This is a genomic window from Kitasatospora griseola (genome assembly GCF_014648555.1).
Taxonomy (GTDB): Bacteria; Actinomycetota; Actinomycetes; order Streptomycetales; family Streptomycetaceae; genus Kitasatospora; species Kitasatospora griseola.
Map to the genome: position 1 here is coordinate 37,392 of NZ_BMRI01000013.1, position 15,824 is coordinate 53,215.

Annotated in this window: 10 protein-coding genes and 1 pseudogene; 1 reads left to right on the forward strand and 10 read right to left on the reverse strand. The window is 73.5% G+C overall.

All coding sequences use genetic code 11. From position 1 onward, the window contains the following. The coding region (locus IEZ12_RS18270) for a M4 family metallopeptidase (protein WP_229847660.1) at positions 1-1,590 on the reverse strand (1,590 nt) is incomplete at its 3' end. Positions 1,591-1,832: 242 nt separating this feature from the next. On the opposite strand from IEZ12_RS18270, the gene IEZ12_RS18275 reads away from it, so the two are divergent. Further along, a complete protein-coding gene (locus tag IEZ12_RS18275; RefSeq protein ID WP_229847661.1) occupies positions 1,833-4,481 on the forward strand; it encodes a helix-turn-helix transcriptional regulator in 2,649 nt (882 codons plus the stop codon). A 351-nt stretch (positions 4,482-4,832) separates the two neighbouring features. On the opposite strand, the gene IEZ12_RS18280 is transcribed toward IEZ12_RS18275, so the two are convergent. The 9 genes and pseudogenes from IEZ12_RS18280 to hypA form a co-directional block, all read right to left on the reverse strand. Further along, a complete protein-coding gene (locus IEZ12_RS18280; protein WP_189272945.1) occupies positions 4,833-6,245 on the reverse strand; it encodes a nitrosuccinate lyase in 1,413 nt (470 codons plus the stop codon). Beyond that, positions 6,242-8,146, reverse strand: coding sequence for an FAD/NAD(P)-binding protein (locus IEZ12_RS18285; RefSeq protein WP_189272946.1), 1,905 nt, complete (start codon positions 8,144-8,146; stop codon positions 6,242-6,244). The genes IEZ12_RS18280 and IEZ12_RS18285 overlap by 4 nt, the downstream gene beginning before the upstream one ends. A gap of 551 nt (positions 8,147-8,697) precedes the next feature. After that, positions 8,698-8,960: pseudogene (locus IEZ12_RS38670) on the reverse strand (transposase); the annotation flags it as partial. A gap of 765 nt (positions 8,961-9,725) precedes the next feature. Further along, entirely contained in the window at positions 9,726-10,808 is a 1,083-nt protein-coding gene (gene hypE, locus IEZ12_RS18290; RefSeq protein ID WP_308431054.1) for a hydrogenase expression/formation protein HypE, read from the reverse strand. A gap of 19 nt (positions 10,809-10,827) precedes the next feature. After that, positions 10,828-11,952, reverse strand: coding sequence for a hydrogenase formation protein HypD (gene hypD, locus IEZ12_RS18295; protein WP_189272947.1), 1,125 nt, complete (start codon positions 11,950-11,952; stop codon positions 10,828-10,830). Then, positions 11,949-12,239, reverse strand: a complete 291-nt coding sequence (locus IEZ12_RS18300) for a HypC/HybG/HupF family hydrogenase formation chaperone (protein ID WP_189272948.1) — start codon at positions 12,237-12,239, stop codon at positions 11,949-11,951. The genes hypD and IEZ12_RS18300 overlap by 4 nt, the downstream gene beginning before the upstream one ends. Positions 12,240-12,252: 13 nt before the next feature. After that, a complete protein-coding gene (gene hypF / locus IEZ12_RS18305) occupies positions 12,253-14,547 on the reverse strand; it encodes a carbamoyltransferase HypF (protein WP_229847662.1) in 2,295 nt (764 codons plus the stop codon). Positions 14,548-14,594: 47 nt separating this feature from the next. Further along, positions 14,595-15,359 (reverse strand): hydrogenase nickel incorporation protein HypB, encoded by a 765-nt coding sequence (hypB, locus tag IEZ12_RS18310; protein ID WP_189272950.1) that lies wholly within the window; start codon positions 15,357-15,359, stop codon positions 14,595-14,597. Between the two features lie 6 nt (positions 15,360-15,365). Further along, complete coding sequence (hypA, locus tag IEZ12_RS18315; RefSeq protein WP_189272951.1) at positions 15,366-15,746, reverse strand: hydrogenase maturation nickel metallochaperone HypA; 381 nt, start codon at positions 15,744-15,746, stop codon at positions 15,366-15,368. Between the last annotated feature and the right edge of the window lie 78 nt (positions 15,747-15,824).

The following is a 15,824-nucleotide window of genomic DNA, read 5'->3' on the forward strand; positions in this document are numbered from 1 at the left end:
CTGGGAGTTGGTGCCGTACAGGTCGGCGGCGGCGTTCAGGGTGGCGGTGCGCGCCGAGGCGTAGTTGGTGGTGGAGGTCATGTAGGTGGTCAGCGCGCGGTACCAGACGGCGGCGGCCTTGTCGCGGCCTATGCCACTGAAGGTGTCGTTGTTGCAGGTGGTGCCGTTGTGCGCGCGTCCGCCGATGGTCTTGGCGCCGGTGCCCTCGGCCGCCAGGTAGAAGAAGTGGTTGCCGATGCCGGAGGAGTAGTGGACGTCCACCGATGAGGCGCCGGAGGTCCAGCAGCCGAGGCTGTTGCCGTCGGAGGCGGGGTTGTCCATCCGGCGCAGGGAGCCGGCGGACATGTTGAGCTTCTCGCCGATGTAGTAGTCGCCGGGGTCGCCGGCGTTGTTGGCGTAGAACTCGACCATGGTGCCGAAGATGTCGCTGGTGGCCTCGTTGAGGCCGCCGGACTCGCCGGAGTAGGTGAGGTTGGCGGTGGCGGCGGTGACGCCGTGGCTCATCTCGTGGCCGGCGACGTCGAGGGCGGTGACGGGGGTGTTGCCGTTCTGCGAGGAGCCGTCGCCGAAGGACATGCAGAAGCAGGAGTCGTCGTAGAAGGCGTTCAGCAGGCCGCTGTCGACGTGGACGTAGGCGGGGGCGCCGCGGCCGTCGTTGCGGATCCCGGAGCGGTTGAAGGTGTCCTTGTAGAAGTCCCAGGTCTTCGCGAGGCCGTAGGAGGCGTCGACGGCGGCGCTCTCGCGGCTGGAGGTGGAGCCGTTGCCCCAGGTGTTGGTGGTCTTGGAGAAGACGCGGGCGTTCTGCTTCGGGTTGGACTGCGGGCTGTTGTAGGAGTCGTAGACGATGGTGCCGCCGTGCGAGGCGTCGGTGAGGGTGTAGCCGCTGCCGGACTGGGTGGTCTCGATGGAGACCTGGCCGGCGGTGACGCCGTTGCCGGTGCCGGTGACGCCCTGGTGCAGCTCGTACTGGTCCAGCGGGGTGCCGCTGGCGGCGTCGACGATCACCGCCTCCTTCGAGGCGGGGCCGGTCTCGCCGTCGCCGGTGACGGTGGAGCGGTAGGCCAGGACGGGGATCTTGCCGACCGCGTACACCACCAGGGTGCTGCCGTCCGCGGTGTCGGTCCTGGCGTTCTTGACGTGCTTGGCGTGCTTGACGGCTGCGGCCGAGGCGTCGGAGGCGCTGAGCTTCGGCGTGGTGCCCGCGACCTTGATCGCGCCCTGGTGGGCCTGGTCGGAGCCGGTGGCCTTGCCATTCTTGCCGTAGTGGACGACCAGGTCGCCGCCGATGACGGGCAGGCCGCGGTAGGTGCGGTCGTAGCGCACGTGCCGGGCGCCGTCGGCGTCCAGGAGCACGTCCTTGGCGACCAGCCGCTCGTCCGCGCCGAAGCCGAGCGACTTCGCCACGGCGGCGGCCTCCCGGTCGGCGGTGCGCAGCGCCTCGGCGCGGGCGTCGGCGCTCACCGCCCGGAACCCGGCACCGGGCCGGGCGGAGGAGCTGTCGGCGGCCGCGGTGGACTGGGTGGCCACCACGGTCACGGTGCCCAGGGCGAGGGCAGCCGCAACCGCGGCCGCCAGGGTGTTACGGGACATCACATTCCTCCCGCCGAGCCGGGATCGAGGGGGAAGAGGCCAGCAGGACGTCGTCTGAGGGGCGGGGGCGTCCTGCGGCCGGGGGAGCAGCTCGGCTTGTGGCGATGAGGCTAGGGAAGGCTGAGGGCGGCCGAAATCAGGGGAACCCCTTGCCCTGGACCGCGGGGGCATCACGGCCGCACGATGGCCCGATGCAAGACTCCGCGACGTGGTTCACTGGGCTTCAGGAAACGTATGGCGCCGTGCTGCCGGACGAGGCGCGCGGCATCCGCCGGGCGGTGCTGTTCGGGCCGCCCGGCATCGGCAAGACCACCGCCGCCGGCGCGCTGGCGCGCCGGCGGCGCCTGCCCGTGCTGCGGCTGGCCCCGGGCCCGCAGGACGCCCCGATCCCCTACACCGGGCTGCTCGAACTCGCCCTGGCCCTGCAGCCGCTGCCGACCGCTCGGGAGTTCGCGGCGGCCCTGGACGAGGCCGCGGGCGTCGATCACGCCGGGGCCTCCTTGCGGCTGCGCCGACTGACCGCCACCGTGTTGCAGGAGGCGCCGCCCATGACCCTGGTGGTGGACAACACCCAGTGGCTGGACGAGGCCAGCGCCCCCGTGCTGGGCTGGGCCCTGCGGCAGGCCCCGGAGCTACCCGTCATCGTCACCGAGCGCACCTGGCGGCCGGAGGCCGGCGGCCACTGGAGCGGCGAGGACGCGTACCCGGTGCGCGTCCCGCCCCTGACGCCCGGTCAGGTCGCCTCCCTCCTCTCCCCCCACCGGCCCGATCCGCGCACGGTCGCCCGGCTCCACTCCCGCAGTGGCGGCAACCCGGCTCTGGCCATGGCACTCGCCGAGGCCGGCGAGTGCCAGGGCCAGGACGATCCACCCCTGCCCCCGGCGGCCCGCCGACTGCTCGGAGAATGGCTCGCGACCGTGTCGGACGACGTGCGGGAACTGCTGACGCTCGCCGCGCTCGACGACCGCCCCGAGCGCGAACTGCTGGTGCGCCTCGCCGGTCCGGCCGCCGATCACCTCCTGGCCCAGGCCGAGGCGGCCGCGCTGATCGACCCGGGACACGGCGACGGACGGGTGCGCTTCACCGCCTCCGCGATCGGCGCGGAACTCACCGCCCGGCTCACCGACACCGCACGCCGCCTCCTGCACGCCCACCTGGCGCAGGCCAGCTACGACCCCGCCCGCCGCGACCGCCACACCACTTTGGCCGCCGACACCGCCGACCCCCGCACCGCCCGGCACACCGCGCGCGCCGCCGCCCGCGCCGCCGGCCACGCCCGACTGCGCGGCGAACACCCGCTGGCCGCCGAACTCTCCCTTCTCGCCGCCCAACGCACCCCGCACGAGGACACCGGCCTGCTCACCGACCGGGCCCTGACCGCGGTGCGCGACGCCTCGCACTGCGGCGACCTCCCCCGTGCCCGGGCCGCCACCCGCCTCATCCTCGAACACGACACCAGCCCCGCCCAACGCGTCGGCGCCCTGCTGGCCCTGCTCGACGCCAGCGGCCAGCACCTGCACAGCGCGGACGAACTGTTCGCCGCCGCGATCCACGAAACAGCCGGCCGACCGGACCTGACCGCACAAATCCTGCTCCGCCAAGCCCTCTGGGCCAACGTCAACGAAGGATCCCCCGAACAGGCCGCCATCCTGGCCTCCCACGCCGCCGATCTCGCCCACGCAGCCGACGACACCACCACCGCCGCCCTGGCCCTGGCCATGCAGGCCCGCATCCAGCGCATCCTCGGCCACCCCGGAGCCGAAGCCACACTGGAGCGCGCCCTGTCCTTGCCACGCACCGCACCGGTCCCCGTCAACGCCACCCCCGAACACCTCGCCGCTCGTCACGCGCTCTTCGACGACCGCCCCGACCGGGCCCGCGCCGCCCTGCTGCCCCTGCTCGTCCAGGCCCAGCGGACCGGGGACACCGAGGCCACCGTGGACCTCCTGCGCGGCCTCGCCGAGGCCGAACTGCGCACCGGACGCTGCGCCAAGGCCCTCGACTACGCCCGCCGGGCCCAGGCCCTGTCCGACAACGCCGGCCTGTCCCCCGGCCCGGCCTGCTACACCTCCGCCCTCGTCGAGGGAACCGCCTTCCGCACCGACACCGCCCTCGCCCACGCCCGCCGCGGCATCGACGCCTCCCGGCACGAGGACAACAAGGTCTTCCTCTCACGCAACCTCCACGCCCTCGGACACCTCCTGCTCGCCGCCGACCGCCCGAAGGAAGCCCTGGAACCGCTGGAGGAAGTCCGCGCCCTGGAGGAGCAGCAGCAGGTCCGCGACCCGTCCATCCTGCGCTGGCACGCCGACCTGGCCGAGGCCCTCCTCGCCGTCGGCCGCCCGGCCGAGGCCGAAGACCTGCTCACCGACACCCACCGCACCGCCACCGACCTCGGCCGGACCTCCGTCCTGCCCGCCCTCGACCGCGCGCGGGCCCTGCTGGACGCCGCCCGCGGCGACTACGACACCGCCGCCCAACGCCTCACCACCACCGCCGACCGCCTCCGCGACCTCCCCCTCGAACGCGGCCGCACCCTCCTGGCCCTCAGCCACACCGAACGCCGCGCCCGCCGCCGCGCCAGCGCCCGCACGGCCGCACAGAAGGCCGCCGACCTGTTCACCGCCTACGGAGCCCACCCCTGGGCCGACGCCGCCACCCACGCCCTCCACCGCCTGAGACCCAGCTCCACGGACGCCGGCGCCCACCTCACCGGCGCCGAAGAACGCTGCGCCCGCCTCGCCGCCGCCGGCGCCAGCAACCGCGACATCGCCGCCACTCTGACCGTCAGCGTCAAAACCGTCGAAGCCACCCTCACCCGCGTCTACCGCAAACTCAACGTCCACTCACGCGTCCAACTCGCCCACGCCATCACCCCGGCACTCGAATAAGCGGCCGACACCGCATCAATGATCGCTGGACGCGGCAGGCGCGGGCCGGTGCGTTCGACGAGGTGAAGGCGCTCCGCGTCCATGGCCTCGTCCTCTCCGCGGGAGCGCGGGCACCGACCTGCGCATCCACTGCTCGGAGGGCCTCCCCTGACGGAACACGGGGCCGAAAGCAGCGGTGAGGGGCACTGCGAGCGGACGGGGCGACAGCCGTCCTGTCGGCGCCGGCGGGACGGTCCTGGAGGCTGGGCAGTGGCCCGCCGGTGGTGGAGCCACGGGGGCCTGAACGGCCGGGTGCACGGTGTGGCGCGATGCCGAGGGGCCCGCAGCGGCCACACAGCGAGCCCACCGGGGTCAGAGCCGCAGGGCCCGGTCGACCAGTGGCTCCGCGACTCCGAGGTAGTCCTCGGGGCGGCACAGCGCTGCCAGTGCCTCCGGAGTGAACACGTCCTTCAGTTCGGGAAGTTCGGCGAGTACCTCGGCGAGTTCCCGGCCCGTGGCCGCGGCGGTCGCCGCGGCCCGGGAGGACAGGGATCGGGCGGCCGCCCGGCCGAGCAGGGGGGCGAGGACGGCGGAGACGCGTTCGGAGACGATCTGACTGCCGGTCAGCGCCAGGTTGGCCGCCATCCGTTCGGGCCGCACCTGCAGACCCTCGGCGAGTTCCACCGCGGTGTGCGCGGCGCCGCCGGTCAGACGAAGTGCCTCTCGCAGCAACTGCCACTCGGCGTGCCAGACGCCGCCGGAGCGTTCGTCCTCGGTGATCAGGCACTGCGTCAGACCGGTGGCGATGGCCGGGACCTGGAGTGCGGCACTGCGGATCAGGGTGGAGTGCACCGGGTTCTGCTTGTGCGGCATGGCGGAGGAGGCTCCACGGCCGGCCACCGGCCGCTCACCGACCTCGCCGATCTCGGTCCGTGTCAGGACCTGCACGTCGACCGCCAACTTCCCGAGTGCCCCGGCCGTGAACGCGAGCGCGGCGGCCAGGTCGGCGATGGGAGTCCGCAGCGCGTGCCATGGCAGGACCGGCCGGGCCAGCCCGGTCTCGGCGGCGAAGGCCTCGACCAGGCGGTCGAGGTAGCCGGCCGGGTCGTCGTCGGTGGCGGGGTCGGCGGCGCGGGCGTTCTCCAGGTATCCGGCCAGTGTGCCGGCCGCGCCGCCCAACGAGACCGGGAGGCCGGTCCGCTCGACCAGCGCCAGCCTGTGGTCGGCGTCCAGCACCAACTGCCGCCATCCGGCGGCTTTCAGGCCGAAGGTGGTCGGCACGGCTTGGAGGGCGAGGGTGCGCCCCGCCATCGGGGTGGACCGGTGGGCCTCGGCCAGCGCGGCGAGCGCTTCGGCCACCCGGTCCAGGTCCGCCCGGATGATCCGCAGGGCGCGGGCCGCGACCAGCATCGCCCCGGTGTCCAGGATGTCCTGGCTGGTCGAGCCGGAGTGGACGTACTCCGCCGCCTCGGGGTACCTGGCCGCCACCAGCTCGGTCAGGGCCCGGACCAGGCCGACCACGGGGTTGGCGGTCTCCCGGGAGGCCAGTGCGAGCGCCCGTACGTCGAAGTTCTCGACCCGGGCGAGGGCGGTGATGGCCTCGGCCGCCGATCCCGGTACCACTCCGAGTCCGGCCTGTGTCCGCGCCAGTGCCGCTTCGGCGTCCAGCATCGCCTGGAGCCAGGCCCGGTCGCCGACCGCGCCTTCGATCGGGGTGCCGGCCCGGACCGGCGAGAGCAGACCGGTGTCCGCCTCCGCGTCGGATGGCACGGTCTCGGGTGTCATGCGCCGGCTCCTGTCCTGACTGCTTCCTGGCGCTCCGCAGGCCGGAGCGAAAGTATGGCGCGTGCGATCGCATCCGAGTCGCCCAGGGTCACGGAGTCGACCCCGGGACGGATGCCGGCCGCCGTGACCCAGTGCACGCCCTCGGTGGGAACCCCGTAGGCGAACCGGCGCGGGTGCGCCCTCCCTTCGGCGTCGACCACCCGGTACGGGCGGGCGGTCACGTGCAGTCCCCCGGTCTCGTGGCCGCCGACGTCCGGCGTCCGGTAGGGGGCGATCCGGCCGCTGTCCAGCAGGTGCCGCAGCAGCGGGTCGGCGGTCCGGCGCAGGTCGGTTTCGGGGAGCCTGGCCTCGATCAGCACCGTGGCCAGGACCGGCGGCCCCGGCACCCGGCCGGAACGGGCGAGGAAGGCCCGGCGGTCGGCGTCGACGCTCACCGTGGTTCCGGGGCCGGTGAGTTCGAGTACGCCCGCCTCGATCAGCGCGATCATCTGCTCGATCCTGGCGGCCGGCGGGCCGATCGACAGGAAGGCGTTGAGCGGGGTGTACCAGCGCTCCAGGTCCTCGCGGTGCGAGTCGCCGACCAGGCCGCCGTGGTCCACCGCGAGCCGGATCTCGTTGCGCAGGTCGCGCAGGACGTCCAACGCGGCCTTCAGCGGGCCCCGGACGTTACCGGACCGGGCCTCCCGCAGGTCCCGTGACAGGTACTCCAGCAGCCAGGACCGGAACTCCGCCCGGTCGCCGAACTCCCGGCCCGCGCACGGTTGGGCCAGGCGTTCCCAGTCCCAGTGGTCCGCCCGGTCGATGCCGTACGCGTGCAGGAGTTCGGCCCGCTGCTCCGGCCGCTCGGCAGCCAGGTAGAGCTCGGTGAACGGCTCCCGGTCGGCCGGGCGGTCGCGGACGTCCAGCAGCGCGCCGTAGTACACGCTCTCGACCTCACGGGCGATCAGCGGCCACAGGTCGCGACGGAAATCGAGCGGGGTGCCCGGTCGGCGAAGAGCGCTGACGAACTCGGCCGAGAGCAGTCTCGGGACGTACCGCCCGTAGGCGCCCTTCTGGTTCTCGCCACGCGCCTGGTACGGCACACCGCGCCGTGAACTCGCGTACAGCACAGGCTCCTTGCCGGAGGCGCGGTAGACGAGTCGACCGCCCTCGCAGGTGAAGGCGCCGCCGCGGCCCTCGGTCAGCAGCGCCAGGTGGTCGAAGAAGTTCAGCCCGAGACCGCGCACCAGAACGTGTTCTCCCGGCCGGATGGTACTCAGGTCGGCGTCGGCCGGATTGCCCGGTGACAGGTAGCGGAGCCCCAATGCCGCTGCCGTGTCGGCGAGTTGCTGCTCCTCCCGGCCCAGTACGGCCGGTCCGTGCCCCGTGGCCAGCACCACGGCGTCCAGTGCGTCGACCGTGCTGCCGTCCGCCAGCCGGACCTGCTGGGACGCCTCTCCGGTGAGGGCGATGGCCCGGGAGCGGTGCACCCGGACCGTGACATGCTGCGGCGCCCGCTCGACCAGGCCCTGGAACACGGCCCGCAGGTACGCACCGTAGAAAGCGCGGGTGGGGTAGGAGTCGGGGCCCAGCGCGGCCGCCTCGGCAAGCACGTCGGCCTCGGCCCCGTACGGCGAACGGGCCCACTCGTACAGGCTCGGCCCGGGCTCCACCGGGCCGTCGATCCGTACGCTGTCGTCGGTGAACACGGTGACCTGGGACGCCACGGTGTTCATCAACAGGTGCCGCGACTGGTCGGTGCGCCAGACCCCGCCCGCCCCGGGCGGGTCGGGGTCGATCAGGTGCACGGTCAGGGGACGCGGGGAGGGGTTGACCCGCTCGTTGGCACAGAGCCGTTCCAGTACGGACAGACCGCGGGGGCCCGCGCCTATCAGGGCGACTCGCATGTGGGTCTCCGTCATGACCGGCGTCACCGCGCCCGACCCGGCCGAACGGCGCCGCCCACTCCGAGGCCGGTGCGGTGGGCTCCCGCGGCCCGCGTCCCGCTCGGGTGCTGTCGGCGGGTGACCGGGCAGACCCCGTCCTGCGGGAGCTTCCACCGGGTGACGAGCGTCCCGTCGGCGGAGCTGATGCGATGCGATCCGAGAAGCACCGACCGGCTTGGCCGGACGTCCGGCTCCGTCGGAGCCGTGCGGACGTTCCCCACGGGGCTCCCTCCTGTCCTTGTGTATCTGCTGCGGAGACCTTGCAAGGTCCGGGTGGAGAGAGTGCGCTTCCGGCCGTGTCCGCCTGGATGATCGGCATCCTTCCCGGCGATCGGCGACGGAGTCAACGGTCTCGTGAACTTCCCGGCCCGAAAGGGCATTTGACCTGCCCGGACGATACTGAGGTCGTTTGCAGGCGACCGGCTGGAGTGGCGACGCGGCGAGCGCTGTACCGCCGTACGCACGAGAGATGGCCGAGGCACAGAGGAACTGCGGATCGAGATGTCGCAGGCCGGGTCGGCGACGGCTTCCCCGGCGAAGGCCTTTCGGACGCTGCCGCCGGCGTGCTCGGCGACCTGGTCCAACAGGGCGATGCCGGCAGCGTTGTCGTGCGCGTTCGCGGCCGGGACGAGGACGGCGATGACCGGGCCCAGCACGTCGACGGCCAGGGCCCGCTTGCGGCCCGGCACCCGTTTCGCCGGCTCCCGGCCCGTCGTGGAAGCGGGGACCCGGCAGCCACGTGGACACTCTGCGCGTCCGGGACCACCGGGGCCGGGTCCTCGCCCCGTCGGCGTGACGCCGTCAACGGCGTCGCACCCCGGCCCGATCACCGACGCGCGTACCGGCCGACAGGCTGTGCGCGGCAGCGCGGAGTTCGCAGCCGTCCGTCCCACGACGTCGTTCGCCTGTCGGCCGGACACGAGGTCGAACATGCTCGTGCTCCCGGCCCCTGCCGCCGGTTCGACGCGCTGGCCCGTACGCCGGTTGAAAACTCGCACCACCAGGCCCAGGTCCGGGCTGAGTCGGCGGACGCACGGGGCGGCGTGCGAGTTGGCCTGGTCGTCGTCGGAGGTCAGGGCGCGCGCGGCGATCCACGGTCCGTGGCCGTGCTGGAGCAAGGGGACGACCACGACGACGTGCCGTCCGTAGCGGTCGGCGAGTTCGACCGGCCGGCGGTGGGCGAGCGCGTCGCCGCCGCACACCACCACATGGCCGCCGGGCTGCGGCGGCGCGCCGGAGGGATGCGGGGGCCGGGCAGCGGGACGGGGCGGTCGCAGTCCGTGGCGCCGGGCGGGGTGCTCACCCGTGCAGTCTCCTCACTCGGTCGCCCCAGGTCTCCTTCCGAGCGCGATTCGTTGACGACCCGTCACATGGAGCGGGTGGGCAGAGAGCCACTCCGTGCCGGCTCGCGCCCGGCGAAGCCTGGCCGGACCGTAGGTACCCGCACCGGCGCAGCTGCCGGCTCACAGCACGCTCTCCCCCGGGTGCCGGTTCCAGCGTGCCAGTGTCCGTCCGCACACCGTCCTCGTTCCGATGGGCAGGCGCTGCTGCGCGATCAGCAGATTCTCGGTAGCTGCTCGCCGATGGGCAGGTCCATCACCCGGGTGGCGCCGAACGCGGTTCGAACGACGACCATGCCGGGGTGGTCGGGGACGCATTCACCGATCACTGCCGCGCCGGCGCCGAGCGGGTGCGCGCGCATCGCGTCGAGCACGGCGTCGGCGGTCCGGCGGGGCACGAAGGCGACCAGCTTGCCTTCGTTGGCGACGTACAGCGGGTCGAGGCCCAGCACCGCACAGGCGTTCGCCACCTGCGGCGGAATCGGCACCGATCGCTCGTTGACCACGACACCGACCCCGGCGGCCGTCGCGATTTCGTTGAGAGCGGCGGCGAGACCGCCGCGGGTGGGATCGCGCAGGACGTGCAGGTCGGGGGTGACGGCGAGCATCGCCTCGACCAGGCCGCCGAGCGAGGCGCAGTCGCTCTCGATCTCGACTCCGAACTCCAGGCCCTCGCGCACGCTCATGATGGCCACGCCGTGCAGGCCGATCTCCCCGCTGACGATCACCACGTCACCGGGCGCGGCCCGCTGCGGCCTGATGTCCACGCCGGCCGGGACCAGCCCGATGCCGGCCGTGTTGAGGTAGATGCCGTCGCCGTGACCGGCCTCGACCACCTTGGTGTCGCCGGTGGCGATCTCCACTCCGGCCGCCCGCGCGGCAGCGCCGACGGCCCGCGCGACCCGGTCGACGGCGGCCATCTCCACTCCCTCTTCGAGGATGAAGCCGCAGGACAGGTAGGCGGCCCGCGCGCCGCTCATCGCGAGGTCGTTGACTGTGCCGTTGACGGCGAGGTCCCCGATGCTGCCGCCGGGGAAGAACAGCGGCCGCACCACGTAGGAGTCGGTGGAGAAGGCGAGCCGCGCGCCGCCGAGTTCCAGTACGGCGGAGTCGCCGAGGCCGGCGAGGGCGGGGCCGCCGAACGCGGGGGCGAACACGTTGGCCACCAGCTCGGCGGACATCGCCCCGCCGCCGCCGTGCCCCATCACCACCCGGGGGTGGTCGCGCAGCGGCAGCGGGCAGGACCACCCGGAGAAGTCGGGCGCCGAGGGCGGCCCGTCGGGCGCGATCGTCGGCAGCGCGGTGAGAATCTCGATGTCAGCCAACGAAGGTCGCCTCCTGGGGAGCGGTCGGCGCGCCCAGCCGCCGGTAGAGGTAGTAGGCCGCGCACGCCCCTTCGCTGGACACCATGGTGGCGCCGAGCGGGGTGCGCGGGGTGCAGAGCGTGCCGAAGGCCTCGCACTCGTTCGGCTTGAGCTGCCCTTGCAGCACCTCGCCGGCCCGGCACTGCGCGGGCTCGCAGGTGGTGATCCCGGAGACGTCGAAGCGGTGCTCGGCGTCGTGGTCGCGGTAGCGCGGGGAGAGCCGCCAGCCGCTCTGCGGGATCACTCCGATGCCGCGCCAGGCCCGGTCGGTCACCTCGAAGACGTCTTCCAGCATGGCCCGGGCCGCCGGGTTGCCCTCGGGGCGGACGGCCCGCGGGTAGGCGTTGTCGACTCGGTGCTCGCCGCGCTCCAACTGCCGTACGGTGCGCCGGATCCCTTCCAGGATGTCGAGCGGTTCGAAGCCGGTGACCACGATCGGCACCCGGTGGCGCTCGGCCAGCGCCGGGTACTCGTCGATGCCCATCACGCTGCACACGTGCCCGGCGGCCAGGAAGCCCTGCACCCGGCAGTCGGGCGAGGTCATGATGGCCTCGATGGCCGGAGGCACCCGGACGTGCGAGACCAGCATGCTGAAGTTGCGCACGCCCTGCTTCCGGGCCTGGTGGACGGCCATGGCGTTGGGCGGGGCCGTGGTCTCGAAGCCGATGCCGAAGAAGACCACCTCGCGGTCCGGGTTCTCCCGGGCGATCCGCAGCGCGTCGAGCGGCGAGTAGACCACCCGGACGTCGCCGCCCTCGCCGCGGACCCGGAACAGGTCGCGGTCGGTGCCGGGCACCCGCAGCATGTCGCCGAAGGAGCAGAAGATCACCTCGGGCCGGGCTGCGATGGTCAGCGCTCGGTCGATCACCTCAAGCGGGGTGACGCACACCGGGCACCCCGGCCCATGGATCAACTCCACCCCCTCCGGCAGCAGTTGGTCGATGCCGTGCCGGATGATGGTGTGCGTCTGCCCGCCGCAGACCTCCATCAGCGCCCACGGCCGGGTGACCGCCGCGCGGATGTCGGCCAGCAGCCCGCCCGCCAACTCCGGGTTCTGGAACTCCTCCAGGTACCTCACTGCCGCTCCTCCGTCGCGCCCGTTCCTGCCGCCGCCTCCCATGGGTCGCCGAACTCCTCCTGCAGCAGGCCGAGTTCGGCGAAGAGGTCGAGGGTCTTCCGGGCCGACTCCTCGTCCAGCCGCTGCAGCGCGAAACCGACGTGCACGATGGCGTACTCACCGACCTCAAGGTCGGGCAGGTACTCCAGGCACACGTCCTTGACCACCCCGCCGAAGTCGACGACCGCCATTCGCGTCCCGTCCCGTTCCGAGATCTCCATCACCCTGCCGGGCACCGCCAAGCACATCCCTTCTCTCCTCTCAATCCGCGCCCGGGCCGCCGGCCCGGGCGGCCACCATCAGCTGGCCGAGCGCCAGCCCGCCGTCGTTGGGGGGCACCCGGCGGTGCCGCAGCACGGTGAAGCCGTCGGCGCGCAGCCCGTGCGCGCAGGCCGACGAGAGCAGCGCGTTGGCGAACACGCCACCGGTCAGGGCGACCGTGTCCGTGCCCTGCTCATCGCGGGCGGCCCGGCACTGGGCGCGCACCAGCTCGGCCACCGCGGCGTGGAACCGGGCGGCGACCAGACCGCCGGACGCCCCTCGGGCGAGGTCTGCGACCACGGCGGCCAGCACCGGCTCGGGCTCGCCGAGCAGCACGCTGCCGTCGCGCCGGAGCCCGAAGGCGTACCCCTCGGCGGGCCCGTGGGCCAACGCTGCGGCCTCGAACTCGATGGCCGCCTGCGCCTCGTACTCGGCCAGCTGACAGACACCGGCCAGCGCGGACACCGCGTCGAACAGCCGCCCCATGCTGGAGGTCGGCACGCAGTTCAACGACCGATCCAACTGGGTTTCGAGTACCGCCAGTTCGTCGCGCGGGCAGGCCCGGACCGGCGCCAGGTCGGCCGACCACGGAATGCCCGCCGCCCACAGGTGGGCGAGCGCCATCCGGTACGGCCGGACCACCGCGGCGTCGCCGCCGGGCAGCGGCACGTACGCCAGGTGTCCGAGCCGCCGGAAGCCGTCGTAGTCGGCGAGCAGCACCTCACTGCCCCAGACGGCGCCGTCGTCGCCGTACCCGGTGCCGTCGAACGCAACCCCGATGACGGGCCGGCTGCCGTCCAGCCCGTGTTCGGCCATGACGGAGGCGATGTGCGCGTGGTGGTGCTGTACCGGCTGCACGCGTGCGTCGCCGAAGGACCGCCGGGCGTGCCGGGCCGACCGGTAGTTGGGGTGCCGGTCCACCGCCAACACCTCGGGCTGGACCCCGGTGACGGCCTCCAGGTGCGCCGTCCCGCGGTCGAAGGCCTTCAGTGTGGCGAGGTCGTCCATGTCCCCGATGTGGCCGGACAGCCAGGCGTAGCCGTCGCGCGCCAGCGCGAAGGTGTTCTTGAGGTCCCCTCCGACGGCCAGCACCGGCCGGACCCGCACGGGAAGCGGCAGCGGCAGCGGCACGTGGCCGCGGGAGCGCCGGACCGGCAGGTGCTCCCCGTCGACCACCCGCACCACCGAGTCCTCGCACGGGACGTGGATGGTCCGGTCGTGCGTCAGCCAGCCGTCGACCAGCGGAGCCAGCCGGTCGAAGGCGTCCTGGTCGTCGGTGACGATCGGCTCGCCGGAGAGGTTGGCGCTGGTCATCACGAGCAGCCCCAGCCCGGGCGGCGCGAGCAGCAGGTGATGCAGCGGGGTGTACGGCAGCATCACGCCGAGGTCGGGGCTGCGGGGCGCAACGGCCTCCAGCGCCGCCGCCGACCCCGGCGCCGAGACTTTCGGGCCCACGCGGCGGAGCAGCACGATCGGCCGGGCCGCACCGGTGAGCAGTTCCTCCTCCACCGGCCCCACCTGCACCAGCCCGGCCAGCTCGGCGAGATCCCGGGCCATCAACGCGAACGGCTTGGAGCCGCGCCGCTTGCGCCGGCGCAGCCGGGCGACGCTCGGCACGTTCCGCGCGTCGCACGCCAGGTGGTACCCGCCGATGCCCTTGACGGCCAGGATCGCGCCGCCCCGGAGCATCCGGCGGGCCCCGTCGAGGGCATCCTCGCGGCGGGTCGTCCGGTCACCCGGTACGACGAGGGAGAGTTCGGGCCCGCAGGCGTGGCAGCAGACCGGCTGGGCGTGGAACCGCCGGTCGGCGGGGTCGGTGTACTCCCGTGCGCAGTCCGGACACATCGGGAAGTCCGCCATGGTGGTGTTGGCGCGGTCGTACGGCAGACCGGTGACGATGGTGTGGCGCGGCCCGCAGTTGGTGCAGCTGATGAACGGGTGCCGGTGGCGGCGGTCGTGGGGGTCGGCCAGTTCGCCGAGGCAGTCCGCACAGGTGGCGGTGTCCGGCGGGACCAGGGAGCGCCGCAGGCCGTCGCCGCGGGACGGGGTGATGGCGAAGCCGGTCGCGCCGGTCGGCGGCAACGGCACGTGCTCGACGGCGTCGACGCGTGCCAGCGGCGGCGCGTCGCCGACGACGCGCCGGCAGAACGACTCCAGCGCCTCGGTCCGCCCTTCGATCTCGGCGAGCACCCCTTCGCCGGTGTTGGTGACGGTCCCGGCAAGGCCGAGTTCGGCGGCGAGCGCGAAGACGAACGGCCGGAACCCGACGCCTTGGACGACCCCGCGGACAGCCACCCGCCGCCGTTCCAACCCGGCTGCCGACGGAGCTTCCTGACTGACCTTCACAGGTGCTCCGCGGCAGCACCGTCGTGCGAGTGCGAATCCCCGCGGGAGTGCAGGTGCCCGGGCCCGTTCGCCGACGCTCCCGCCATCACCGGCCGGTGCACCTCCGCACCGTCCAGCACGGCGCACGCCCGGTCCAGCAACTCGCCCACGCCCTGCCCGGTCCGGGCCGAGGTGAACACCACCTCCACCCCCGGGTTGACCCGGGCGACGTTGGCCAGGAACGCCGTCTCGTCGAACTCCGCCGCCGCGGCAAGGTCGGCCTTCGTCACCAGCACCAGATTGGCCAGCCCGAACGCGGTGGGGTACTTGAGCGGCTTGTCCTCGCCCTCGGTCACCGAGGCGAGCGCCACCCGCAGCGTTTCTCCGAGGTCGTACGAGGCCGGGCAGACCAGATTGCCGACGTTCTCCACGAACAGCAGCCGGGTGCCGTCCGGCAGCCAGTCGGCCAGCTGCCCGGTGAGCATCTCGGACTCGAGGTGGCACAGCCCGTCGGTGAGCACCTGCTTCACCGGCACGCCCGAACGGGCCAGCCGCAGTGCGTCGTTCTCCGTCGCGAGGTCGGCGGTGAGGGCGGCGACGGCAATCCCGCGGTCCCGGGCCAGGCAGAGTTCGGCCTCGAGCAGCGCGGTCTTCCCGCTGCCGGGGCTGGAGAGCAGGTTCACCGCGACGGTGCCCTGGGCGGCGAGCCGGGCGCGCAGGGCGCGGGCACCGTCGTCGTTCCGGGCCAGGACCGCCTGCCGGAGTTCCACCGTACGACACATGGGAGTTCAGCCTTCCTGTCGGGCTCCGGCGCCCGCCGGGCGCTCGGCCCGTTCAACGCCGATGATCTGCAGCTCGCGGCCGGCCAGCAGTTCGACGCCGGCGCCGGCGCAGTTCGGGCAGCCGAGGTCGGGCGGCATACCGACGGACCATTCGGTTTCGCACCCGAGGCACCTCGCGCGGGCCTGCACCGTCTCGGTCTCCAGGACCGCGCCTTCCAGCAGCGTTCCGGCGCAGGCCAGTTCGAAGCAGAAATCGAGAGCCGAGGGCACCACGCCGGCCAGTTCGCCGACCTGCAGCCGCACCAGGACGACGGCCTCCATCCCGTGCTCGCGCGCCGCGGCGTCCACCTGTTCGACGACTGCCATCGCGATCGACATCTCGTGCATGGGCCCCGTTCCCGCTGCTGGGAGGCAACAAGGCTTCATTGAAGGGCGCGGCGGCGGCAGCGGCTCGGAGCCGCGCCG

What these genes read in the sequence shown, in the direction of transcription:
- IEZ12_RS18285 (WP_189272946.1), bottom strand. Translation starts at nt 8,146, where the DNA reads ATGACGGAGACCCACATGCGAGTCGCCCTGATAGGCGCGGGCCCCCGC.
- hypB (WP_189272950.1), bottom strand. Translation starts at nt 15,359, where the DNA reads ATGTGTCGTACGGTGGAACTCCGGCAGGCGGTCCTGGCCCGGAACGAC.
- hypA (WP_189272951.1), bottom strand. Translation starts at nt 15,746, where the DNA reads ATGCACGAGATGTCGATCGCGATGGCAGTCGTCGAACAGGTGGACGCC.
- IEZ12_RS18280 (WP_189272945.1), bottom strand. Translation starts at nt 6,245, where the DNA reads ATGACACCCGAGACCGTGCCATCCGACGCGGAGGCGGACACCGGTCTG.
- IEZ12_RS18300 (WP_189272948.1), bottom strand. Translation starts at nt 12,239, where the DNA reads ATGTGCTTGGCGGTGCCCGGCAGGGTGATGGAGATCTCGGAACGGGAC.